The 22,970-nt window shown below is 53.3% G+C and carries 16 protein-coding genes and 1 tRNA gene; 8 read left to right on the top strand and 9 right to left on the bottom strand.

The window, feature by feature from the left end; all coding sequences use genetic code 11:
- Window positions 1-170 precede the first annotated feature (170 nt).
- Window positions 171-2,255: a M3 family metallopeptidase gene (locus Q1K76_RS01225; protein ID WP_300130431.1), complete on the top strand. Its 2,085-nt coding sequence runs from the start codon at window positions 171-173 to the stop codon at window positions 2,253-2,255.
- A 306-nt stretch (window positions 2,256-2,561) separates the two neighbouring features.
- On the opposite strand, the gene Q1K76_RS01220 is transcribed toward Q1K76_RS01225, so the two are convergent.
- Window positions 2,562-5,108 carry a DUF5686 family protein gene (locus Q1K76_RS01220; RefSeq protein ID WP_300130428.1) on the bottom strand — a complete coding sequence of 849 codons (2,547 nt, stop codon included), beginning with the start codon at window positions 5,106-5,108 and terminating at the stop codon, window positions 2,562-2,564.
- A gap of 213 nt (window positions 5,109-5,321) precedes the next feature.
- Here Q1K76_RS01220 and Q1K76_RS01215 point away from each other — a divergent pair, with 213 nt between their 5' ends.
- Together Q1K76_RS01215 and Q1K76_RS01210 are read left to right on the top strand one after the other, a co-directional pair.
- On the top strand, window positions 5,322-5,801 hold the full coding sequence (locus Q1K76_RS01215) for a CYTH domain-containing protein (protein ID WP_087407300.1): 480 nt from the start codon (window positions 5,322-5,324) through the stop codon (window positions 5,799-5,801).
- Between the two features lie 89 nt (window positions 5,802-5,890).
- Window positions 5,891-5,977 (top strand) — tRNA-Ser (locus Q1K76_RS01210).
- Between the two features lie 150 nt (window positions 5,978-6,127).
- Here the strand turns inward: Q1K76_RS01210 and Q1K76_RS01205 are convergent.
- The gene (locus tag Q1K76_RS01205; protein ID WP_300130426.1) at window positions 6,128-7,525 is read right to left on the bottom strand and encodes an MFS transporter; all 1,398 of its coding nucleotides are present in this window, start codon (window positions 7,523-7,525) and stop codon (window positions 6,128-6,130) included.
- A 438-nt stretch (window positions 7,526-7,963) separates the two neighbouring features.
- Here Q1K76_RS01205 and Q1K76_RS01200 point away from each other — a divergent pair, with 438 nt between their 5' ends.
- A complete protein-coding gene (locus Q1K76_RS01200) occupies window positions 7,964-8,602 on the top strand; it encodes a porin family protein (RefSeq protein WP_300130423.1) in 639 nt (212 codons plus the stop codon).
- 64 nt (window positions 8,603-8,666) lie between these two features.
- Here the strand turns inward: Q1K76_RS01200 and Q1K76_RS01195 are convergent, their stop codons facing one another.
- The 3 genes from Q1K76_RS01195 to Q1K76_RS01185 form a co-directional block, all read right to left on the bottom strand.
- Window positions 8,667-9,737 carry a GNAT family N-acetyltransferase gene (locus Q1K76_RS01195; protein ID WP_300130421.1) on the bottom strand — a complete coding sequence of 357 codons (1,071 nt, stop codon included), beginning with the start codon at window positions 9,735-9,737 and terminating at the stop codon, window positions 8,667-8,669.
- A 323-nt stretch (window positions 9,738-10,060) separates the two neighbouring features.
- Complete coding sequence (locus Q1K76_RS01190; protein ID WP_087407295.1) at window positions 10,061-11,515, bottom strand: DEAD/DEAH box helicase; 1,455 nt, start codon at window positions 11,513-11,515, stop codon at window positions 10,061-10,063.
- Window positions 11,516-11,684: 169 nt separating this feature from the next.
- On the bottom strand, window positions 11,685-13,205 hold the full coding sequence (locus Q1K76_RS01185; RefSeq protein ID WP_300130419.1) for a DUF4301 family protein: 1,521 nt from the start codon (window positions 13,203-13,205) through the stop codon (window positions 11,685-11,687).
- A gap of 123 nt (window positions 13,206-13,328) precedes the next feature.
- On the opposite strand from Q1K76_RS01185, the gene Q1K76_RS01180 reads away from it, so the two are divergent.
- Both Q1K76_RS01180 and Q1K76_RS01175 read left to right on the top strand, forming a co-directional pair.
- Window positions 13,329-15,548 (top strand): RelA/SpoT family protein, encoded by a 2,220-nt coding sequence (locus Q1K76_RS01180; RefSeq protein WP_300130416.1) that lies wholly within the window; start codon window positions 13,329-13,331, stop codon window positions 15,546-15,548.
- A gap of 20 nt (window positions 15,549-15,568) precedes the next feature.
- The gene (locus Q1K76_RS01175) at window positions 15,569-16,432 is read left to right on the top strand and encodes a hypothetical protein (protein ID WP_087407292.1); all 864 of its coding nucleotides are present in this window, start codon (window positions 15,569-15,571) and stop codon (window positions 16,430-16,432) included.
- A gap of 84 nt (window positions 16,433-16,516) precedes the next feature.
- Here the strand turns inward: Q1K76_RS01175 and Q1K76_RS01170 are convergent, their stop codons facing one another.
- The 4 genes from Q1K76_RS01170 to Q1K76_RS01155 all read right to left on the bottom strand — a co-directional run bounded on the left by Q1K76_RS01170 (window position 16,517) and on the right by Q1K76_RS01155 (window position 20,608).
- Window positions 16,517-17,545: an alpha/beta hydrolase gene (locus Q1K76_RS01170; RefSeq protein WP_087407291.1), complete on the bottom strand. Its 1,029-nt coding sequence runs from the start codon at window positions 17,543-17,545 to the stop codon at window positions 16,517-16,519.
- A 20-nt stretch (window positions 17,546-17,565) separates the two neighbouring features.
- Window positions 17,566-18,021, bottom strand: a complete 456-nt coding sequence (locus Q1K76_RS01165; protein WP_300130413.1) for a MarR family transcriptional regulator — start codon at window positions 18,019-18,021, stop codon at window positions 17,566-17,568.
- 186 nt (window positions 18,022-18,207) lie between these two features.
- Window positions 18,208-19,413: an L-serine ammonia-lyase gene (locus Q1K76_RS01160; protein ID WP_300130410.1), complete on the bottom strand. Its 1,206-nt coding sequence runs from the start codon at window positions 19,411-19,413 to the stop codon at window positions 18,208-18,210.
- 340 nt (window positions 19,414-19,753) lie between these two features.
- Window positions 19,754-20,608 (bottom strand): AraC family transcriptional regulator, encoded by an 855-nt coding sequence (locus tag Q1K76_RS01155; protein WP_158096814.1) that lies wholly within the window; start codon window positions 20,606-20,608, stop codon window positions 19,754-19,756.
- A gap of 167 nt (window positions 20,609-20,775) precedes the next feature.
- Between Q1K76_RS01155 and Q1K76_RS01150 the strand changes: the two genes are divergently transcribed.
- Together Q1K76_RS01150 and Q1K76_RS01145 are read left to right on the top strand one after the other, a co-directional pair.
- Window positions 20,776-22,125 (top strand): MATE family efflux transporter, encoded by a 1,350-nt coding sequence (locus tag Q1K76_RS01150; protein WP_258327490.1) that lies wholly within the window; start codon window positions 20,776-20,778, stop codon window positions 22,123-22,125.
- A gap of 238 nt (window positions 22,126-22,363) precedes the next feature.
- On the top strand, window positions 22,364-22,792 hold the full coding sequence (locus Q1K76_RS01145) for an Hsp20/alpha crystallin family protein (protein ID WP_087407287.1): 429 nt from the start codon (window positions 22,364-22,366) through the stop codon (window positions 22,790-22,792).
- The last annotated feature ends 178 nt before the right edge of the window (window positions 22,793-22,970 follow it).

Here is a 22,970-nt window from a genome sequence, read left to right as displayed (position 1 = left end):
ATTCGGCACTGTTTATAAGCTGCAAAGCTAATATAAAAATGGCCTTCGGGGCGAAATTAAACCGGTGAAACGATTTGTTTAATATTTATTAAGGGTCGAAGATTAGTTAGAATAATTATAAATCGTGAACTTTGTTACAATTACCATTTGTATCACCTAACACAGTAGTAATGAAAAAAATTTTATTATTATCAGCCTTAACTGTTTTTGCAATCATGGCACAAGCTGCTAACCCCTTTTTCGGGCCCTACAAGACGCCCCATCAAACAGTTCCGTTCGACAAGATAAAACTGTCGCACTACGAACCGGCTTTCAAGAAAGCCATTGAAGAGAATCAAAAGGAGATCGACGCCATCGTGAACCAGCGCTCGACCCCCACATTCGAGAACACCATCGAGGCACTCGACCGCAGCGGCCGTATGCTCAACCGCGTGGCCAACGTCTTTTTTGCCGTATTGAGCGCCGAGGGCAACGACGAGATGATGGAAATCTCGCAACGCGTACAACCCATGCTGTCGGAGCACAGCAACAACATCAGCCTGAACGAGAAGCTCTTCGAACGCATCAAGTTCGTGTATGACCGTCGCGACCAGCTCGACCTCACCCCCGAGCAACAGATGCTGCTCAAGGAGACCTACGAGTCGTTTGCCCTGAGCGGAGCCGAATTGCAAGGCGAAGACCGCGAAAAATACCGCAAACTCTCGTCGGAGTTGAGCCAACTCACCCTCGACTTCGGACAGAACGTATTGAAGGATACCAACCTCTTCTCGATGATGCTCACCGAGGATGAGCTCGAAGGTCTGCCCCAAAGCGCCCGCGACGCTGCTGCCGCTCTGGCCAAGAGCAAAGGCAAAGAGGGTTACATGGTCAACCTCTCCTACCCCAGTTACAGCGCCTTTATGAAATATTCGTCGCGTCGCGACCTGCGCGAGAAACTCTATCGCGCCTACAACACGCGCAACCAATCGGGCGAATACAACAACATCCCCATCCTGAAACGTATCGCCGAGGTACGCCTCGAGATTGCCAAGCTCTTCGGTAAACCCAACTTCGCCGAATACAACCTGCAAACCACCATGGCCGGCAACAGCGCCAACGTGTACAATCTGCTGAACCAACTGCTCGACGCCTACAAGCCGGCCGCCCTGCAAGAGGTGAAAGAGATTCAGGGTTTCGCCATTGGTAAAGAGGGCAAAGACATGACGCTCATGCCCTGGGACTTCAGCTACTACTCCGAGCAACTCAAGCACATCAAATACGACCTCAACGACGAGATGCTGCGCCCCTACTTCGAGGTAAACAACACCATCAAGGGGGTATTCGGCCTGGCTACCCGCCTCTACGGCCTGCACTTCACGAAAAATCCCAAAATCCCCGTATACCACCCCGAGGTCGAGGCTTTCGAGGTAACCGACAACGACGGTAACTATGTGGGTGTAATCTACACCGACTTCTTCCCCCGCGAGACCAAACGTGCCGGTGCCTGGATGACCGAATTCAAAGGGCAATGGAAAGAGGAAGACGGAACCGACAGCCGTCCGCAGGTAACGATCGTGATGAACTTCTCGCGCCCCACGGCCGATGCTCCCGCCCTGCTCACCTACGACGAGGTGGAGACCTTCCTGCACGAGTTTGGCCACGCCCTGCACGGCCTGCTCTCCGACGTTACCTACTCGACCCTCTCGGGTACCAACGTATACCGCGACTTCGTAGAGCTGCCCTCACAGTTCAACGAGAACTTCCTCGCCGAGAAAGAGTTCCTCGACAGTTTTGCCGTTCACTACAAGACAGGCGAAAAGATGCCGGTCGAACTGGTTGAGAAAATCAAGGAGTCGAGCCAATACCTGGCCGCCTACCTGTGCGTACGTCAGCTCACCTTCGGCTTCCTCGACATGGCCTACCACACCATCGAAGCTCCTGTCGACGACGCTGTAGCCTTCGAGAAACAGGCCATCGCCAAAACCCTCGTGTTGCCCGACGTGGAGGGAGCCCTCATCGCTCCTCAATTCGGTCACATCTTCTCGGGCGGTTATGCTGCCGGATACTACGGATACAAATGGGCCGAGGTGCTCGACGCCGATGCCTTTGCCGTGTTCAAGGCCCACGGTATCTTCGACCCGGCTACCGCAGCTTCGTTCCGCGACAACATCCTGAAACGCGGCGGTGCCGAGAACCCCATGACCCTCTACAAACGCTTCAAAGGCAGCGAGCCTACCATCGAGGCCCTCATGCGCCGCGACGGTATCATCAAATAATATCGCTCCTCACGCATCACATGACGGAGTCCGCCACACTGCGGGCTCCGTTATTTTTTTACCTGTATCAGACCCTTGTTCGGCCAAGGGATTGATGCCAACTGCCTCCCCCCCCCGCTGGACTACTCACACCGAATGCATAGGCGCCATAAAGTCGATTATCCCACGATACGACTCGGAATCCAGTCGACACAGAAGTAGTAAAAGGAGATACCAACAAGGGCCGCCTTGCTCACGGCAAAGCAGCCCTTTCGTATAGATTTGAGATAATCGAAATATCCTTCTGTACCCCCGGCGACTCCCGGTTTAGAACGAGAAGTGGAGCGAAATGCGCACGCCGCTCTTGCTCACGTTGGGGCTGTCGCGATAGGTCAACCGCCACACGTAATCGACCCGCAAGATGGTAAAGATGTTGTCGAGACCCACGCCGCACTCCATGTAGGGCATCTTGTCCATCTCGGTACTGCCCTTGGGGAATACGAAGAGGTCTTGATTGTAGAGCGGGTTGTTCTTCTTGCTGAGCGAACCGTAGAGACCTCGGAACGAGAAGACCTCGCGCAGCTTCATGTACTTGAGCAGCGGGATGCGGTTGAACAGAGCACCGTTGGCGTTGTAGGTGAAATCCCACGACACGTACTGGTCGTTGATAAATTCGAGAGCATTCATCAAGGCATACGACTCGGGTTGTATCGTGTACGAGAGGTTGGCGTTGGGGAGCAACAGCATGGGGAAAGGCACCTTGTCCCACACCTTGCCGGCCTTGACGATACCGTCGAAGTAGCCGAAGGCCGAGAACCAGAACCGTTTCTGGATACCGAACTCGGTGCGGTTGTAGGAGTAGCGGCTGCCCAGCACATCCTTGAAGGCAAAGCTGTGCGAGAGGGTGAGCACCGGGGCGTCGAGGTTGATGGGATAGCGGTTGCTGCGGGTCTGGTAGAACTTCTCGTTGGGGGCAAACCGCAACTTCACATCGAAATAGGTCTGCATGTAATCTTTTGTCTCGTTACCGAAACCGTCGATAAAGGCGATGCGGTCGGTTGCCATCTGCTGAATCTCGTTGCGGATACCCAACCCGAACGAAAAACCGCCCTTGCGCTCCTGCAGGTACGAGAGCTCGGTCTTGCGCAGATAGGTAGCCTTGTTGTCCGACTTGCGCTTGAGCGAGAGGAATACATTATCCTTGTTGGTATACATGTACTGCTGTCCCAACTGGTCGATGTCGTAGGTGTGGTTCAGCTTGATGGAGTGGATGGGGAACTCCCGCGAGTGGAACTTCTTCTTGTTGAACGAATACTCCACCTCGCCCGAATATTTCATCTTCTCGTCCTTCGTACCATAGGCCACGTATCCGCGGGCAAACCAGTGCGGATTGAGCTGTGCGGTAGTGACACCGCCTACTCTGAAACGGGCCCCTTCCACCTCGTTGGCACTGATGGTGGTATTCATGGGACCGAAGTCGAACTTGCTCTCCTCGCTGGTCTCGATATACCCGGCTATGAGTATACCCAACACCTTCTCGGTATAGTAAAAGGCAGGCACCTCGCGCAACCGGGCCAGGAGCTTGTCGACCGCCCCCTCCTTCTTCTTCACCGGCACATGGCGGTTATCGACCCAAAACTCCTCGGGCTTGGCCTGTGCATCGACCTCGACCCGCTCGCGCCCCTCGAAGTCGTAGACCGACAAGTCGTCGGGCGGCGTAAACGAAAACTTGTCGTATGTGGTCATACGGCGGGCATACAGTCCCTGCGTGGCCGGCATCACCTTGAACTCGATGATGGCATCGTCCTTTGTCTTGATGCGGGTTCCGTCGTCCAGCTGCTTGTAATCCTGCTCGAGGTACATGTTCTCCACATAGTTGAGGTTGATGTCGCGGGGGACGTTCAGCTTCACCTTCTTGATGAAATAGGTCGAGTCGCCCTCGGGCACATAGATGTGGCCCGTAAAACCGAACGACTCGGAGTTGAAGGGCACAAACGCCAGGTCGATGCAACGCACCCCGTCTACGGGAATGGTGTCGAGCAGATAGTATTTGTAAAACGAAGTACCAATGCTCGACAACGGGCTCACAAACCGGTTGTTCAGCAGCGTGATGTCGTTTCTGAAAATATCGATTTCGCGGAACAGGTCGTCGCACAGCATCTGCACGCTCTCCTCGTTGAATATCTCGTCGATACCGGCCCGCTTGATACCCGTCACAATCGACTTCTCGGTCTCGGGGCTGCGGCGGTAGTAGTTCTCGGCAATCTTCTCCTTAATCGAAACCGTCAGGATGGGCTTGCCCGATACCTCCGACGTATCTACATAGTCGAATATAAACTGGAATTTCTTGAAAAGCCACTTCTTCTTTTGCTCCTCCGAAAAGTCGTTGAGGGCAAAAGTCATCTTCTCGTATTTCTCGTAATTGAAAAAGTCGTGACTCTTGGGGTCGCCCACGTCGCGCCGCTCAATCAGCTTCTTGACAAACTCTACCGCGGGGTTATTCTTCTTGCTGTACTTCTCCTTCTTGGGCTTTACCACCACCTCCTGCAGCGTATAGTCCGACGGCACCAAATCGACCTCCAGATTGTTCTCGGCACCCTTCTTGACGAAAACCGTCTTCTCACGGTAACCCAGCGTAGCAATACGCACATTCAGGAAGTTATCGCGCACGGCCACAGCAAATTTGCCATCATCATCGGTCATGACACCTTTGTCACTTCCCACAAAAAAAACCGAAGCATAGGATATGGGTTCATGGGTTATAGAGTCCCTTACGATTCCCTTCACCACCGTCGTCTGTTGTGCCTTAACCGAAACAGGAAGCCCTACACACAACAAGCAAAGGGCCAATACCACATATATCTTTTTTGCCATAAAAGTCTCAAATACTGTACAAAGTAACCGGTACCACCATTCGATTCACTCGAATATCCGGGTGACAAAAGTACAAAAAAACTGCCGCTCACCGGGCTTTTATCTCCAACAGTTCACGGGTTTAACAATGTTTAATAATGCCCGCGATTTTATTCTATCTCTTAAACCAAATAAATGTATTATATTCGGTTCTCTATTTATTTTTGTTAATTTATGAATATAGAGATCGAACGCAAATATCGGGTGACCGACACCTCGTATCGCGCCCAAGCCACCCGCTGCACCTACTACAAACAGGGATACCTGTCGGCAGCCCCTGCGGCCACCGTGCGCATACGCATCGCCGGCGACCAGGCCTTCATCACCATCAAGGGTACCACCACCGGCTGCTCCCGGCAGGAGTACGAATACCCCATACCCGTAGCCGACGCTACCCGAATGCTCGACTCGTTGTGCCAGTCGGGCCTCATCGAAAAGAGGCGGTACCTCTACCCCTATGCCGGGCACACATGGGAGATTGACGAATTTATGGGCGACAACGAAGGGCTGATTGTGGCCGAAGTTGAATTGCAATCGGAGTCGGAAGCGGTACAGTTGCCCCCGTTCATCGGCCGCGAAGTGACCGGCGACCCGCGTTACTACAACTCTTGCCTGGCCCAAAATCCCTATAAAAACTGGGAGGAGAAAGAATAATTTCCGCATTTAGCTTTTTTTTACAATTAAAGCCATTGCATATCGAATCTTTTCCGTACCTTTGCCCCCGTCAAAAACGACAGACCATTGGAAAGATGCCGGAGTGGTCGATCGGGACGGTCTCGAAAACCGTTGTACCCTTACGGGTACCGAGGGTTCGAATCCCTCTCTTTCCGCAGAAAAAGAGCAAATCGCGCAGGTTGATTTGCTCTTTTTTATACCCCTTTTTCAGATGGATACCCCAAGAAGACAACGGTCCCCCCTCTCGAGAAATCCATAAATTCAGACATAAACTTCTTCACGAAACAAGACACAGGTCCACCACCCTACTTCGGCAGACTTACCCGCAGACGAAGGGTCGAGGAGAGCGCGCCGCACAAGGTGAGTATACCGGCCAGAAGCATGGCATCGTGCGGTGCGGTATCGCCATGGATGTGGAAGAGCAGAGCGACCAGAGCGGCTCCGATAGTCTGCCCCGTGAGTCGGGCGGTAGCGAGCATGCCGCTGGCGCTGCCGGTACGTTGCGGAGGTGCCGAGGTGAGCAGCATGTGGTTGTTGGGCGACTGGAAAAAGCCGAAGCCCATACCGCAGAGCATCAACCGCCATACAATCCCGAAGTGATTGGCATCGGTAGGAATGAACGAGAGGCTGAAGCAGCCGATACTCATGATAATCAACCCCACTCCACCCAGGATTCCGGGGTGAATCTTACCAATGAGCACACCGGCCAGCGGTGCTACAAAGACAATGACCAGCGGCCACGAGGTCATCAACAACCCGGTGCCCACGGCATCGTAGTGGAAAGTATTGACCAGCAGGAAGGGCATGGCCACCAGACTCATCATCTGTGCCGTAAAGGAGAGAATACTCGTCATCACCGACATCGAGAAGATGGGTATTTTGAGCAGGTCGAAGGGAAGCATGGGATAGCGCTCACCCAACTGCATGCGCACATAGAAGGCAGCCACCACGGCCAATAACACGACACCGCACAACACCCAGCGCACCGGCACATCGTGCGAATAGGCCTCGACACACCCGATGAAGAGCCCGAAGGTGGCCGCATTGAGCAGTGCCTCTTTCCAGTTGAAGCGATGCCCCAGACGCCGCACGGCATTGTCGGGCAGATATTTGCGTCCCAGGATAAAGGTGGCGATACCTACCGGCACATTGATGGCAAAGAGCCACGGCCACGAAGCGAACGACAGAATGGTGGCCGCCAATGTAGGCCCGGTGACCGAAGCGATGGCCACCACCGTAGCATTGAGTCCTACCCCCTCGCCCAACCGGTGTTTGGGATAGATGAGCTTGATGAGCGAGGTATTCACACTCATAATCATGGAGGCTCCGAAACCCTGGAACACCCGCGAGACCACCAGCAGCGGCAGGTTGTGCGACAGGGCACAGAGCAACGACCCGATGGTGAAGACCACGACTCCACGCAGATAGACCTGCTTATAGCCCCAACGCTCGCCCATCGACGAGAAGGGAAGCAGGGTCATCATAATGATCAGCTGGAAAGAGTTGACGATCCAGATGGAATCGGACGACGATACGTGCAGCTGCTGGGCTATGCTGGGCAACGCCACGTTGCAGATAGAACCGTCGAGCACCGACAGGAACAACCCGCAAAAGGTCGTCGCCATGGCGTAGTAAATACGCGGGCGGTGCAGACCGTCCCAATTCAAATCTCCTACAATCTTGTCTTCCTCTTCCTGTTTCATCTTTTTACCTTTCTTGAAAACCATGCTCACGCATATCGGCCGCAAAGGTAGTGAAAATGGACATAGAGGCAAACGAAAAACTCCGTTTTTCCCGTTTGCTCAATCTCTGCTCACCTCAAAGGTAAAAAACAAAAAAAGCAGGAAATACACACCCCGTCTGCAAGTATACCGGACTTTCCTCAAGACTTATTCTCGAGATGGCTTACGACTGTTGCACCACTTGGCATAGAGCCTTTTACACCCTTTCACCACCATAGGGGCAAAGATTCCGCCCAATAACCCGGGAATGAGGATACTGATCAAGACAAATTCCAGTGTAGTCATAGCTATAAGCGTTTAGATTCTGATTAAAGTCACCCGTGTAAAGAAACGAAAATAATTTTACCAAACCAAAGAAATCGACTATATTTGTCTACCTGTCAAAACAAGATGTGCCACATGAAAACACCCTACCTAACCCCCTCTAATTTCTGTCGCAAATACGTTGTCGGACTGTTGTTGCTTTGCCTGGTCGCCATCCCGGCACGGGCCCAATGGAGTGTAGGCGGTAAAGCGGGTATCAACTGGTCGACGGTGAGATACCCCAAAAACGTACTCAACGACAAGGCCAGCTATATCGTGGGCGGTCAAGCGGGAGTAGTAGCGACCTACACATGCAATACCTATTTCGACCTGCAACTCGAGCTGCTCTACGCCACACACGGCTACAAAGACAAGACTCTTATCTTCAACGACGAGCGAGGCGACACGATGTACAAGGGGTATTCGTACCGCATCCACTACATCGATATTCCGCTGCTGGTCAAGTTTTTCCCCATAGCCGGTTTCAACATTCAGGCCGGTCCGCAACTGAGTATCGGGTGTGCCGCTACCGATTCGTGGAAAGGGGTGGAGGCTTTTCAGCAACCGGCAGGAGCCGAACTGGGCGTGGTCGCCGGGCTGGGATACGAATTTGATTCCGGTCTCTTTGTCGATGCCCGCTATACCTGGGGGCTCACCCACTCCATTCGCGACGCAGAGAGTGCCTTCGAGAGTCGCCACATAGGCATCTCGGTGGGGTATCGCTTCTTTTTGTAAACCCATCAAGGGGCTGACCTCAACCCTATAAAGAGAGATAAAAGCAGCCCCGCTCCACACCGGTTCAGTCGAGCATGAGACTCATATAGGGAGGCATGGCCGGGAAATCGACGAGCGAATCCTGACGGGAATCGCCAAATACCAGAAGTGCCAACTCGGCCACGTCGACATCGAAGTCGCACGTATCGGCCTCTACACGACCACACGCACCATCGGCAATTCGATAAACGCCGTTATTCGCAGGCAACAGCGGGTCGGACACCCGCACGACCACCTGCAGCGAAGGATGGTTCTGCGCTACAGTCGAGAACATGGCCGGCACATCCACGATGCGCATCATGCCCATGCGCTGCAACACCCCCTCCCCGCTATCGGGTGGCAGCGCCACCGTAACCGGCAGGCCGGGGAACGTGCGTTCGACCTCGTGCAGGGCCGCTTCGCGAGCCTGGTCGTCGACTGCCAAGAGCTCTTTTACCCGTGCGCCATCGTCGTATGGCACGGCAAAAGCCAGCGCCGAAAGCTCACCCGCCTCATCGGCCAAGGCAATCACCTCGCCCCCGTCGAGACGGTTGTCGCCGCAAATCACCTCAAAGTCGTTCCACTCGTGCAACATGCAGCAAGGCCGGCGGCGCATCTGGGCATCAAAAAAGGAGTAAAGCCGATCGAGCGACGGAGCCACCCGCCGATACCCGGCACCCTCGAAACGATGCACGGCCGTGAAGTGACTCTTGCGCCGAAAAAATACCGGGGCATACCCCTTGGTGGCATAATAGCCATACAACCACGGCTCGGCCGGGATGAGCGCCGACAGCGGAATGGCACGCGACCGCATCGTCTCGAACGACTCCCGCAACAACCGGCCCATCAATCCCCGGTTGCGATACTCGGGACGAGTAGCCGCTCCCGAAATATAACTTACCTCCAACACCGACTCCCCATAGGTCATGCGGTAAGGGAGCATTTGCAAGGCCGACGTCAACACGCCCCGCTCCTCGAAACAAAGGGCATTTTCATCGCGATACAAGTGGCCGAACAAGAGGTCGACAAATTGCTCGTCGTCGTGAAAACAGAGTTGCCACAACTCCCGAATACGGGCTTTCTTCTCCGAAATCTCCATGATTACTTTATCTTTCATGTGCTAAACATACCCCACACGACAAAAGTTTTCCATTTGCAAGGTTTTATAGCTGTATAAATTATAATCAACTGGTTTATAGTACTATTATGAATGATATTTATACTTCCACTTGAATAAAAATCGGTAAAACCTACAACACGCTGATTACAAGATACTTATAAACATCCATATCCATACGATAAACCTCTATGTAACGCGAATGGCGTTTGCTATAAAACAAACGCCATATATTCGCTACTTATATATCCAAATAAAAAAGTATTTGATTTACAAACTATTTACAAATAAATCTAAAGCCATAGTCTACAAAGTCACATTCGTTATGCCTCCTGGCTCGGTGAGTTGTTACCGCCATTGCCGTTATTACCCGAGCGAGGCTTGCGCCGGCGATGATTGCGACGACGAGACGACGAACCACTCTGATTCTGCGAAGCGGCATTCTCGCTCTTCTCCTTAACCGGTTTCTCCGAAGCCGGAGCCGACTTGTCTCCCTTCGGGGCGGTATTCTTGGCAGCATTGTCTTTGGGGGTACCCTTGTCGCCCCGACGGCGATTGCGCGAGCGGCCACGCCCCTCGCCTCCCCGGTTTCCACCCCGGCCGTGACGGCCACCCTTCTCTTGCTTGGGAGCATATACCGGCCCTTCACCTACCCCCTCGGGCATCTCGCGCTTGGCAATTTCATAACCCAGAAAAGTCTCGATGCGGTTGAACTTGCCCTGCTCCTTCTCCGACACGAAGGTAATGGCGGTACCCTCGGCATTGGCACGAGCCGTACGACCGATGCGGTGAATGTAATCCTCGGGGTCGTGAGGCACGTCGTAGTTGATGACCAACCCGATCTGATCGATGTCGATACCTCGCGAAATGACATCGGTAGCCACCAGAATATCTATCTTGTTGTTTTTGAAATCGAGCATCACCGCCTCACGCTCGGGCTGCTCCAGGTCGGAGTGCATGGCGGCCACTCTGTATTTTTTCCGTTTCAAGGCAAAAGCCAGCTCCTTGACCTTCTGCTTCGACGACGAGAAGATGATGGTCTTCGTGCCGGTCGGCTCTCTGAAGAGGTAATCTATAATCCCCATCTTCTGATTTTCGTAGCAGACATAGGCCGACTGGTCGATGGCTTCGTTGGGTTTCGAAATAGCCACATTCACCTCCACAGGATTGTCCATGATATTCTTGGCCAGCTGGCGAATCTTGGGCGGCATGGTAGCCGAGAACATAATCGTCTGTCGCTTGGCCGGCAGGCTCTTGCCTATCTTCATAATATCGTCGTAGAATCCCATATCGAGCATGCGGTCGGCCTCGTCGAGGATAAAATACTCGACTCCCGAAAAGTCGATGTTCGAGATATTCAGATGCGAGATGAGCCGGCCCGGCGTGGCTATAATCACATCGGCTCCCATGGTCAGGCCCCGCTTCTGCTGCTCCCACGACGAACCGTCGCCACCCCCCGAAACTACGGCCGTAGAGATGGGCAAGAAATAGGAGAAGCCGGCAAACTGCATGTCAATCTGCTGGGCCAACTCGCGCGTAGGCGCCACAATCACCGCGCGCACCTTGTCGCCGCTGCCGGGAAACTCGGTAAGCAAGTTCAACAAAGGCAATATATAGGCAGCTGTTTTACCCGTACCCGTCTGGGCACAAGCAATCAAATCTTTTTTCTGCAATATCACGGGAATGGTCTGTTCCTGAACCGGGGTCGCCTCTTGAAAATTCATGGCGTCGAGTCCTTGCATGACCTCTTCCGACAATCCGAATTCTTCAAATGTCATATCTTTTTTCCTTAAATTTTTCTTTTCGTCTATCTAACTCTTGCAGGAAATTACAAGCCCTCGAGGCTTCCATTTTCCCGAGTAATAATTTTTCGGTGACAAAGTTATAAAAAAAAGGCGATATGCCGCAGCATATCGCCCTCTATTCGTTATTAAGCAGTTACATAGCTTACTGATGTTGAGGCCGCAACAGGTCGTTCACGGTCTTCACCGGGTTGAAGGTCTCGGCGGGAACCTCGACAAACACGGTGTTCCAGTCGCTCATGGCGCCATTCCACAAGCCCGGCAACTCGAGAGCTTTCAGCTCGCGGCCATTTTTCGACTTATGCGAAATGAATCCGGTATTTTTGTCGACATAGCGAGGCAAATCGTACTTGACACCCTGACCGTCGCGCACGGCACAAACCAGATCGACCGGGTTGAAGTGTGTACCGGCCTCGAATTGCCGCTTGGCTTCGGGGTTGGCCATATCGATTTGCGAACTCTCCAGAATCTGCAACGAGGTAGTACCGTCGGGATTGTATGCCACAAACGGACCACCACCCGGCTCGCCCGAATTGCGCACCATACCGCACACCCGGATAGGACGGTCGAACTTGCGCAACAGATAGAGCGCCAACTCGGCATCCTCGAGATTCTTGGTCTCTTCGTTTCGCACAAAGAGCTTCTGTTGCAGGAACTTCACCATTTCGCGCAAGTCGTCGATGGTGTACTTGCCGCTCTTCAGCATGGCCGTGTAGCGATTGACCTCGGCCTGCAAGGCCACCAGCACACCGCCTATCACTTTCTTGTAGCGCACGGTGGGCTCTTTGAGGCGATCGGGCACCACATTGTCGATATTCTTCACGAAAATTACCTCGGCATCGATGTCGTTGAGGTTTTCAATCAGGGCACCGTGACCACCGGGACGGAACAAGATTTTACCGTTCTCTTCGCGGAACGGCTCGTCGTTCATATCCACGGCAATGGTATCGGTCGAGGGTTTCTGCTCCGAGAAACTGATGTTGTAGCGCACCCCGTAGCGTTTCTCGTAATCGGCCTTCTTCGAGGCGACCAGCTCTTTGAAGTGAGGCAGATGCTCGTGCGAAACCGTGAAGTGAATATTCACCTCGCCATCGGAGCTGGCAGCATAGAGAGCCCCCTCGGTGAGGTGCTCCTCCATGGCCGTGCGATTGGTCGTGGCATAGTGGTGGAACTTGAGCAGCCCCTTGGGCAACGAGCCGTAGTTGAGCCCCTTGGCCTCGAGCAGATTCGACACGACAGCCTTGTAGCGCCCGGCAGCCACCAGGTCGGCAATGCCCATACCCTCGTTTTTCAGACAGGCGGCATCGAGATCGGCATAGAAGGCAAAGTGCTCGATCAAGTCGAAAAATTTCTTCTCAAAATCGGTTTTCGGTTCGGTGTACTCGGCCGACAGAAAAGCGAACAAATCCTTGAACATGCGGCTGGCCGCTCCCGATGCGGGAACAAACTTCACCACTTTGTGATTGTCTTTCAAGTATCCTTCCCAAAGATCCAGGTAATATTGCGTCTGTTGCTCATCGAGCGACAAAATGCCATTCCCTACCGATGCCGAGGAGGCGATTTTCAGGAACGGGAATCCCCTTTTGAAAGATGCCAACTGGTCCTCGACTACCCGTATATCGATACCTTTTTCGGCAAACAAGTTTAAATCCTCTGTTGTAAACATATCTATAATGAATAATGAATTTTAATTCTGTTCCCAAAACTACAAAAAGCTCTAAAAAAAAGTGCACTTTTAACTATAAAAATATATATTTGAGACATAATTTTTCGATAACAGTCACAACTTATGCCCGAAAAAAGCTATTTCACCCCCGAGGAAAGAGGAAATGTCCTATCGGTTTATCGGCAACTTCTGCGCAACAGCCGGCCGGTGATGTCGCTCAACGACTTCACCCGCATGCGCAAACTCATCACCGAAGCGGTAGAAACAGGACATTACCAGCGCAACAAACAGGGCATCAATCCGGTCGTTCGCAACTTGAATACGGCGCTTATCCTGTGCGACCGGGTGGGACTGGAGCGCAGCATGCTCATCTCGGTATTGCTTTTCAATCTGGTAGTGAGCGAATTTCTCTCTATCGAAACTGTACAGAAAGAGTTTGGCGACGACATTGCCCAACTCATTCGGGGACTTATCAAATCGAACAGCCTCTATGCCAAGCAGGCGGCTGTCGAGAGCGAGAACTTCCGCAAGCTGTTGCTCTCTTTTGCCGAAGACATACGGGTGATTATCATCATGATTGCCGACCGTCTGTGCGTGATGAAGATGATCAACCACCACCCCAACGAGAAGTATCGCTACGACGTAGCCTGCGAGGCGTCGTACCTCTACGCACCGCTGGCCCACCGGCTGGGCCTCTACTCCATCAAATCGGAGCTCGAGGACCTCTCGCTCAAATATACCAATCGCGAAATCTACGACCAGATAGCCCACAAGCTCAACGAAACGAAGCGCAACCGCGACAAGTACATCACCGAGTTTATCGAGCCGGTCAAACAGAAACTCGAGGCCGAGGGGCTCAACTTCGAAATCAAGGGTCGCACGAAGTCGATCTTCTCCATCTGGAACAAGATGAAGAAACAGAAGGCCGACCTCGAAGACATCTACGACCTGTTTGCCATACGGGTGATTCTGGAGACTCCGCTCGACCAGGAGAAGGCCGACTGCTGGAAAGTCTACTCGATTGTGACCGACATGTACCAGCCCAACCCCAAGCGTATGAAAGACTGGCTGTCGATACCCAAGTCGAACGGGTACGAGTCGCTGCACATCACCGTGCTGGGGCCCGGACAACGATGGGTCGAGGTGCAGATACGTACCCGACGCATGGACGAAATCGCCGAACGCGGACTGGCAGCCCACTGGAAATACAAGGGTATCAAGAGCGAATCGGGGCTCGACGACTGGATGAACAACGTGCGCGAAGTGCTCGAAGCGGCCGAACATGGCGGTGCTCTGGAACTGATGCGCGACTTCAAGATGGACCTCTACGACAAAGAGGTGTTTGTCTTTACTCCCAAGGGCGACCTCTACAAGCTGCCACTGGGGGCTACCCTGCTCGACTTTGCCTTTCTCATCCACACGGGACTGGGGTGCAAATGCGTGGGCGGCCGAGTGAACGGAAAGATAGAGACCATCAAATACAAGCTCAAAAGCGGCGATACCATCGAGGTACTCACCTCGCCCAACCAGACCCCCAAGCAAGACTGGCTTAACATTGCCTCCACTTCGAAAGGGCGCGTCAAGATAAAACAGGCCCTCAACGAACAGCAGAACAAAGATGCCGAGTATGGCAAGGAGCTGCTGCAACGCCGGTTCAAGAATCGCAAGATGGAGATGGAAGACGGCATCATGATGAAGCTCATCAAAAAGATGGGCTACAAGACCGTGACCGACTTCTACAACGAGCTGGCCGCCGAGCGCATCGACGTGAACCGAGTCATCGACCTCTACCTCGAAATCGAACACAAAGAGAACAACGAGCAATACGAAGCCCGCACGGCCGAAGAGTTCACGCTGCAACCCAGCGAGCACGACGACTCGAAAGAGGACGAGCTCATCATCGGCGGCGACGTGAAGGGTATCGACTACAAGCTGGCCAAGTGTTGCAACCCCATTTTCGGCGACGACATCTTCGGGTTCGTATCAACCGAGGGGACCATCAAGATACACCGCAAGGACTGCCCCAATGCCCGCCACATCTACAGCCGCTACCGCTATCGGGTGGTCAATGCCCGGTGGTCGGGAAAGATGGGCTCAAAATATGTCTGTGTGCTGCGTGTCGTGGGCAACGACGACATCGGCATCGTCACCAACATTACCTCAATCATCTCGAAAGAGAAAAACATCTACATGCGCAACATCTCGATCGACTCGAACGACGGACTCTTCCAGGGACACATCACCGTCATGGTCGACGACACCTCGAGCCTCAACAGCCTCATCAAGAAGCTCAAGACCGTGAAAGGGGTAAAAGATGTACAACGGAGTTCGATAAACTGTTAATGACCCATTAAAAACACAATATGAATATGACAAAATACCTCTACCTTTGGATATGCTCCTGTATTCTTCTGTTTCCGGCCTGCGGCGACGGTAGCCACGAAGCCGGCGAACAATACGAAAAAGCCTTGAAACTCTTCGAGGCGGGACAGTACGAAAGCGCCCGAAATGCGATAGACAGTATCGAGCAGCTATACCCCAAAGCCTTCAAACAGATCAGAGAGGGCATGTTGCTCATGTGCCGGGTCAAGCAGAAAGAGAGCGAGCGAAACCTGCTCTATATCGACAGCGTACTCAAGGTAAGACAGGCCGAACTCGAGGCAGCCAAAAAGAAATTCCGCTTCGAGAAAGATGCCAAATATCAGACCGAAGGCAACTACGTGTACAACAAACTGCCCAAACAAAACGCCATCACCCGCAGCCAGCTGAAGGTGCAGGTTACCGAAAACGGTCAGATGCAGCTGGCCAGCGTATACTACGGCAGCACCCCGCTGAAGCATAGTTCGATACGGGTCACCCTACCCGACAAGAGCAAGGCCGAGACCCTGGCTATCGGATACGACGGAGCCAATAACTACCGGTTTACCGACAACGGCAAGTATACCGAAATCGTCACCTACAAGGATGGACAATGTTCGGCCGTCGCTTCGCTTATTGCCGACAACACCGACAAGGCCATCACTCTCACCTATCTGGGCGGAAACCGTTACACGCTCGCTCTCGACCGGACGACTCGCGAAGCGGTGAAAGAGACCCGCAACCTCTACACTCTGATGCGTAATGTCGATGACCTCACCCGGGAATATCAGCTCAACATCCGTACCCTCGAACTGGCCGACAAGCAGGTAATGCAACTGGAGAAACAACAGAAATCAAAGAAACAATAACAGTCGTATCACGACGAAAAGAAGAACGGCCGGGGCAAACACCTCCGGCCGTTCTTCTTATAATAAGTTTTTATTTCCTGCAGTTCAACGCTCCAACCCGTTGCTGCGCAACCACCGGAATATCTCGGCATAGACCGATGCCCGTGCAGCCGGCTTCGACAACACGAGGTCGTGCAACCCCTCCTTCACCTCAAACTCGGTGACGTGCGGCCCCAGCGTACGCCCGTAGCGGGCTATATCTTTCACATCGAGCACCGCATCGCCCGACTGATGCTGCGGGGTCCACTCGTCGCCCTGCACCGACTGGCTCGAATACATCAACAGGATGGGACACGGTATGTGCAACCCCTTGTGCACCTGGTTATGCCCCCGATGTATGGCCCGTACCCAGGCCGCGGTGACCGGCCGCGAGGCCATAAACTTCAGGTTGGTGTCGTAGTCCCACTCGCCGTGATACTGTTTCAACAGACTCTCGGCATAGGCAGTGGAGTTGCCTTGGCTGATTTTCGTATTCTTGAAACAACCGCCCCAGGCCGAAACCAAAGGCACCAATACCTTTTCGTAAAAGCCGCTCATGTTCATGTCGAGGAACGGGCTGTTGAGGATAAGCCCCTGCACCGGCAGGGAGTCGCGATGCGCCTCGCAATAGAGCGAGGTGATGAGCCCTCCGGTCGAGTGCCCCATCAGCACAACCTCGGTATTGCCCTCCTGCCGGACAAGTGTCAACGCCGTGTCGAGATCGGCAAAATACTCGCTCAAGTCGCGCACCTCGAAAGGGGTTTGCTCCGGCAGAAGCGAACGCCCGTACTTGCGCAGGTCCACGGCGTAGAAGTTGAAACACGAGTCGGTAAAGGTCCGGGCCATCTCCTTTTGGAAAAAATAGTCGTTATACCCGTGCACGTAGAGCACGGCCCGATGCACATCGGGGCAAGGCGACAGACTGCGCACGAGCGTAGTCACCACCCGACCGCTGTAATCGTCGGGCATGACGAGTGTTTTCGATTCGAACCCCTCGCCCAGGCGATCGGGTTGGTACTGTGCAAAGGTGAATGATGTGGTTGCGGCCAGCCCACACAGCAAAACCGCCACAAACAGTTTGGCATACTTGATCATCGCTATCGTCTTTTTAGAGATTAGTCGTTCAACGAGTTTTTCAAATTGCCGAAGACCTTGACCAGCATCGCACCGGCCATCTCGACCTCGCTGTCGGAGAATCCCTCGAGAGCGGTACGCATGATGGCCGTTACCAACGGCTTGGTAGCATCCTCGAGTTCACGCCCCTTGTCCGTGAGATGAATGAGGTTGATACGGCGATCTTTCACACCCGGCGAACGAACCACCAGCTGCTGTTTCTCCAGATTGTCAATCAACCGGGTCATACTCGGCTTGTCTTTGAAAGTGACATTACACAACTCTTGCTGAGTTACCCCGTCGCGCGACCACAAGTAGTAGAGCACCGTCCATTGCTCGGGCGTAATGTCGATTGACAACTTGCGAAAACTGCGGTGCAACTTCCGATTGATGGCTGCCGACAACTTACCGCTCATCAGAGCAAAGAGCATCTCTATATTTAATTCCGAAAAGTTCATATACGAATCATTGCTTAAACAACTACAAAAATAACTCAACTTTGCTACAAAAACAAATTTAGCCTCCTTTTTGCTCACTATCGGCGAAAAAGAGGCTATTATTTTTTTCCATCAAACCATCGCCACCGGCCCCATCTACCCGAATCAATCGGATAAAGACAGTTGCCGAGCGCGGCCCTCCCGGTGCTACATCTGCTCGTAATCCTTGGCCAAGCCACCTTCGCCCGTCTCCTTGTAGAGCGACGGCAGGTCGTGCCCGGTCTGCTTCATTACCGCCACCACCTTGTCGAACGAAACCCGGTGGTTGCCATCGGTAAAGGCCGAATAGATATTGGCATCGAGAGCCCGGGCCGCGGCATAGGCATTCCGCTCGATGCAGGGAATCTGCACCAGGCCGCACACCGGGTCGCACGTCATGCCCAGGTGATGCTCGAGACCCATCTCGGCGGCATACTCGATCTGTGCCGGGCTGCCCCCGAACAGTTGGCTGGCTGCCGCCGAAGCCATGGCACACGCCACGCCTACCTCGCCCTGGCAGCCCACCTCGGCCCCCGAAATCGAGGCATTCTGTTTCACGATATTACCCACCAAACCGGCCGTAGCCAACGCCCGCAGGATGCGCATGTCGCTGAAGTCGCGGCTCTTCTGCAAATGATACAGCACGGCAGGTACCACCCCGCACGAGCCGCAGGTAGGTGCCGTGACAATACGGCCACCCGAGGCATTCTCTTCGCTCACGGCCAGGGCATAGGCAAAGACCAGCCCACGGCTCTTCAAGCTATCCTTATACCCCTTGGCCTTTATATAGTAGGAAGAGGCTTTGCGCCGCAGGTTCAACGGCCCCGGCAACACGCCCTCCTGGTCGAGCCCCCGCTCGATGGCCTGGCGCATCACGGCCCACACCTCGGTCAGGTAGTTCCAGAGGTCGTCGTCCTCGCACTCCTGCACATACTCCCAATAGCTGCGCCCCGTGCGTTCGCACCAGTTGAGTATCTCGGTCATGTGGTTCATCTCATAAAGCTCGGGCGACTCGTCGAGAGCCTTCCCCTCCTCGGCCAACGCACCGCCTCCGATGCTGAAGACCGTCCATTCGTCGGTCACCTCGCCCCGGCTGTTCTTCGAGCGGAAGGTCATGCCATTGGGGTGAAAAGGCAGAAATACCGAAGGCTTCCACACAATCTCGACCGGCGCATGGGGACGCAACGTGTCGAGGATAGCCACGTCGGTCAAGTGGCCCCGCCCCGTAGCGGCCAGACTGCCGTATAACGTCACTTCGAATGCCGCCGCATCGCGATGGCGTTCCAAAAACATTTCCGAAGCCTTGCGCGGCCCCATCGTATGGCTGCTCGAAGGGCCATACCCTATGCGATATATTTCCCGTATGGTTTTCATCTCATTTATGTATAATGTAAATACAAAGATAGTGAAAGGCGAGAGCAGTGGCAAATGAAAACTTTGTTTTCAAATTTGACCATGCCGAGCCGCCTCCTGTCTTCGTGTAACAAAGATAGCGAAAGGTGAGAGTAGAGGCAAAAGAAAACGCAGTTTTCAATTTTGACTCTGCCGAACCGCATCCTGTCTTCTGAAAAGATAGCGAAAGAAGATTGCAAAGGCAAATGAAAACCACGTTTTCAAATTTGACTATGCCAAACCGCCTCCTGTCTTAGTAAAAGATACTGAAAGGTGAATGCAGAGAAACAAGCTCGCCCGGACTTTTTCCGGCCCCGGTCGCTCACGGCTTGCCCAACCGCTCGCGGTATTCCAGAGGCGACATACCCGTCATTCGACGAAAGAAACGGCACAAATACGAGGCATCCTCGTAGTTAAGTTCGTTGGCAATATTCTTGACCGACAGGTCGGTACTACTCAAATAGGTCTTGATAGCCATAATACACTGCCGGTTGATATACTCCTTGGGGGTCATCAAGATATATTTGAGCGACAGTTTATTGAGGTAATCGGGACTGACACAAAGGCGGGTGGCATAATAGGCCACGTCGCGGTGCTTGACATAGTGGCGACCCACCAGCACCATAAAGTCATTGGCGACCACCCAGGCATGACTTCGTTTCTCGCTCTTGCCCGAAGCCAGCGACAGCCTCTCCATTTCGCAGCAGAGCGAGAGCATGAGCTGATAGAATACACTTTGCAACAGTTCGGTGCGGTAGGTATCCTCCGTGTGTCGGGCAATCCACTTCACCTGCAACAGCCAAGACTCGACCAGCCGTGGATGCTCAGGCTCCAGACGGCAAACCGGGTAGAAATAGAAGCGGTCCCAAAACTTTACCGAAGAGATTTTATAGAAGGTATCGTTGCAAACCGAAAGCGACAGCGATACCCATTCGACCCGGAATCCGGCCGAGACCTTGAGCGGGATTACCGTGCGGTCATACATGACCACCAGCAAATCGCCCCGACGGAAGGTGTAGTTGTGAAAGTCGATGGAGAAAAGCGCTACCCCCTCGGTACACATCAGCACCACACACCCCTCGACCTCGATAGGACACCCCAGACAGGGGCGAAGGTCGGTTGTGCCGTAGCTGCATTCGCTGCCCTCGGGCGAGAGCCTGTACTTGAACGACTTCATATATTGAAAAATACCTTTCTGAGATGCAAAAATAGGGTATTTCCCCAACTTACGCCCCATTTTGTTCGGAAAAGTACCCTACTTGTCGGGGTTCTGCTCCCCTCCGGGAAGATACATCTCACTACCTTTGCCCCTCGTAAAAGACCCACAAACACAACTCTGCTTGTATGAACCGAGACGCTATCGACTTTCAGAAAGAGCCTGTCGCCACACTCTTCCGCAAACTACTGATTCCCACCCTGCTGGGTTCGTTCGCCATGTCGGCTGTATGTACTATCGACGGTATCTTTGTAGGGCACGGCACCGGTGCCGACGGGGTTGCCGCCGTAAACCTGGTCGTTCCCATCTACCAATTCGTAGCCGGCCTGGGGCTCATGATCGGCTCCGGCTGCTCGGTAGTATCGTCCATTCACCTCTCTTATAAAAAGGTGAAGACTGCCCGGCTCAACATTTCCCAAGCCCTGCTGGCGACTACCTTGTTTATAACCGTACTCACGGTGCTGGTACTGATATTCCCGGCCGAGACGGCCCGGCTGCTGGGCTCGTCGGAGAGCCTGATGCCGCAAGTTCTCGACTACCTGCAATGGATTATGCCGGCCTTTGTCTTCCAGACCTGGATGCTGATAGGGCTCTTCATTATCCGCCTCGATGGCTCACCCCGCTTTGCCATGTGGTGCAACATTGTGCCGGCCCTGCTGAATATCGTGCTCGACTGGCTCTTCATCTTCCCCCTTGGCATGGGAGTAAAAGGGGCGGCAATAGCCACTACCCTCAGCATTGTGGCCGGCGGTGTCATGGCCTTGTACTATCTGCTATTCATGGGCCGGTCGCTACGCATAATCGCCTTGAAAACAAGCGTCAAGAGCCTCCGCCTGGCCGGCCGAAACCTCGGCTACCAGTGCAAGATAGGCTTGTCGTCGCTGCTGGGCGAACTGACAATGGCCATCTTTATCTACATAGGCAACTGGCAATTTATGCACTATCTGGGCGATTCGGGCGTAGGCGCCTTTGGCATTGCCTGCTACTATGCCCCCTTCTTCTTCATGATCGGAAATGCCATAGCCCAGTCGGCCCAACCCATCATCAGCTACAACTACGGCACCGGCCTCTGGCACAAAGTGAGAGAGACCCGCCGCCTGCTGTTGCGCACGGCAACCCTGTTCGGCGTGTGCCTGTCGCTGCTGTTTATTCTGTTTCCACGAGAACTGGTAGGGCTGTTTGTCGACACCCAGAGCCAAGCCGGAAGAATAGCTACGGCGGGATTTCCCTACCTGGGTACAGGCACCGTCTTTTTCATTGCCAACGTGGCTGTCATCGGCTACTTCCAGAGTCTGGAACGGATAAGAGAGTCGATTCTGTTTGTGCTGATGCGCGGTGTAATCCTCCTCATTCCATGCTTCTACCTGCTCCCCGCCGTGTGGGGAACCACTGGTATGTGGCTGGCCATGCCGGTGACCGAGGCACTTACCTCGACAATCATCTACGGCATGTGCCTGTATCGCCGGAGAAGGCGGTGAGACTCTGCCGTCCGAGGCCTCGCACCCGAACCTTACAAGCCTCGCACCCGATGTGACAAATAGGCCACTTCGGCGCAAGTCTGTCCACTTCGGCGCACTCTTGTCACCACATCCGGGGCAAAACAGGTGCCAAACGGTATTGGCACACCCTTTGCAAGTAGATAGGTGATTTCGGTAATCGAAAGAGATCCGAAAGCAAAACAGATAATAAACAACTTAAAGATAGGAGATTATAATTATGGTACCCATGAGAAAAAACCAAGGTTGGTTGCCCGACATTTTCAATGATTTCTTTGATAATGAATGGATGGAAAAAGCCAATGCTACAGCACCTGCCATCAATGTGATCGAACATGAAAACGACTACTGCGTAGAAGTGGCTGCTCCGGGTATGACGAAAGACGATTTCCAGGTTCACGTCGATGAGAACGACAACCTCGTAATCACGATGGAGAAGAAAATCGAAAACAAAGACGAAAAGAAGAAAGAGCACTATCTGCGTCGCGAATTCTCTTATTCGAAATTCCAGCAGACCATGATTCTGCCCGACGATGTCGACAAAAACAAAATTTCGGCTCATGTCGAACATGGCGTTTTGTCGGTCGAACTTCCCAAACTGCCTGTTGAAAACAATGCCGGTGTAAGAAAATCGATCGAAGTTAAGTAAACAATTTCGGGAGCAATCCCCAGCAAGGCCGCTACCTTTTGCACAAAAAGGCAGCGGTTTTTTTATGCCTGTTCCACTGGCAAAAAAAAGAGACACAAAGTTTGTACAACCCGCAAGATTTTGCGTCCTTTGCACCCGATTTTCAGGGAGGGGCTGCCCGGGCAGGTTGCTCCCTGCG

Source organism: uncultured Barnesiella sp., from assembly GCF_946496565.1.
Taxonomy (GTDB): Bacteria; Bacteroidota; Bacteroidia; order Bacteroidales; family Barnesiellaceae; genus Barnesiella; species Barnesiella merdigallinarum.
This window is presented reverse-complemented; position numbering and strand designations above follow the sequence as displayed.

What these genes read in the sequence shown, in the direction of transcription:
- Q1K76_RS01225 (WP_300130431.1), top strand. Translation starts at nt 171, where the DNA reads ATGAAAAAAATTTTATTATTATCAGCCTTAACTGTTTTTGCAATCATG.
- Q1K76_RS01220 (WP_300130428.1), bottom strand. Translation starts at nt 5,108, where the DNA reads ATGGCAAAAAAGATATATGTGGTATTGGCCCTTTGCTTGTTGTGTGTA.
- Q1K76_RS01215 (WP_087407300.1), top strand. Translation starts at nt 5,322, where the DNA reads ATGAATATAGAGATCGAACGCAAATATCGGGTGACCGACACCTCGTAT.
- Q1K76_RS01205 (WP_300130426.1), bottom strand. Translation starts at nt 7,525, where the DNA reads ATGAAACAGGAAGAGGAAGACAAGATTGTAGGAGATTTGAATTGGGAC.
- Q1K76_RS01200 (WP_300130423.1), top strand. Translation starts at nt 7,964, where the DNA reads ATGAAAACACCCTACCTAACCCCCTCTAATTTCTGTCGCAAATACGTT.
- Q1K76_RS01195 (WP_300130421.1), bottom strand. Translation starts at nt 9,737, where the DNA reads ATGAAAGATAAAGTAATCATGGAGATTTCGGAGAAGAAAGCCCGTATT.
- Q1K76_RS01190 (WP_087407295.1), bottom strand. Translation starts at nt 11,515, where the DNA reads ATGACATTTGAAGAATTCGGATTGTCGGAAGAGGTCATGCAAGGACTC.
- Q1K76_RS01185 (WP_300130419.1), bottom strand. Translation starts at nt 13,205, where the DNA reads ATGTTTACAACAGAGGATTTAAACTTGTTTGCCGAAAAAGGTATCGAT.
- Q1K76_RS01180 (WP_300130416.1), top strand. Translation starts at nt 13,329, where the DNA reads ATGCCCGAAAAAAGCTATTTCACCCCCGAGGAAAGAGGAAATGTCCTA.
- Q1K76_RS01175 (WP_087407292.1), top strand. Translation starts at nt 15,569, where the DNA reads ATGAATATGACAAAATACCTCTACCTTTGGATATGCTCCTGTATTCTT.
- Q1K76_RS01170 (WP_087407291.1), bottom strand. Translation starts at nt 17,545, where the DNA reads ATGATCAAGTATGCCAAACTGTTTGTGGCGGTTTTGCTGTGTGGGCTG.
- Q1K76_RS01165 (WP_300130413.1), bottom strand. Translation starts at nt 18,021, where the DNA reads ATGAACTTTTCGGAATTAAATATAGAGATGCTCTTTGCTCTGATGAGC.
- Q1K76_RS01160 (WP_300130410.1), bottom strand. Translation starts at nt 19,413, where the DNA reads ATGAAAACCATACGGGAAATATATCGCATAGGGTATGGCCCTTCGAGC.
- Q1K76_RS01155 (WP_158096814.1), bottom strand. Translation starts at nt 20,608, where the DNA reads ATGAAGTCGTTCAAGTACAGGCTCTCGCCCGAGGGCAGCGAATGCAGC.
- Q1K76_RS01150 (WP_258327490.1), top strand. Translation starts at nt 20,776, where the DNA reads ATGAACCGAGACGCTATCGACTTTCAGAAAGAGCCTGTCGCCACACTC.
- Q1K76_RS01145 (WP_087407287.1), top strand. Translation starts at nt 22,364, where the DNA reads ATGGTACCCATGAGAAAAAACCAAGGTTGGTTGCCCGACATTTTCAAT.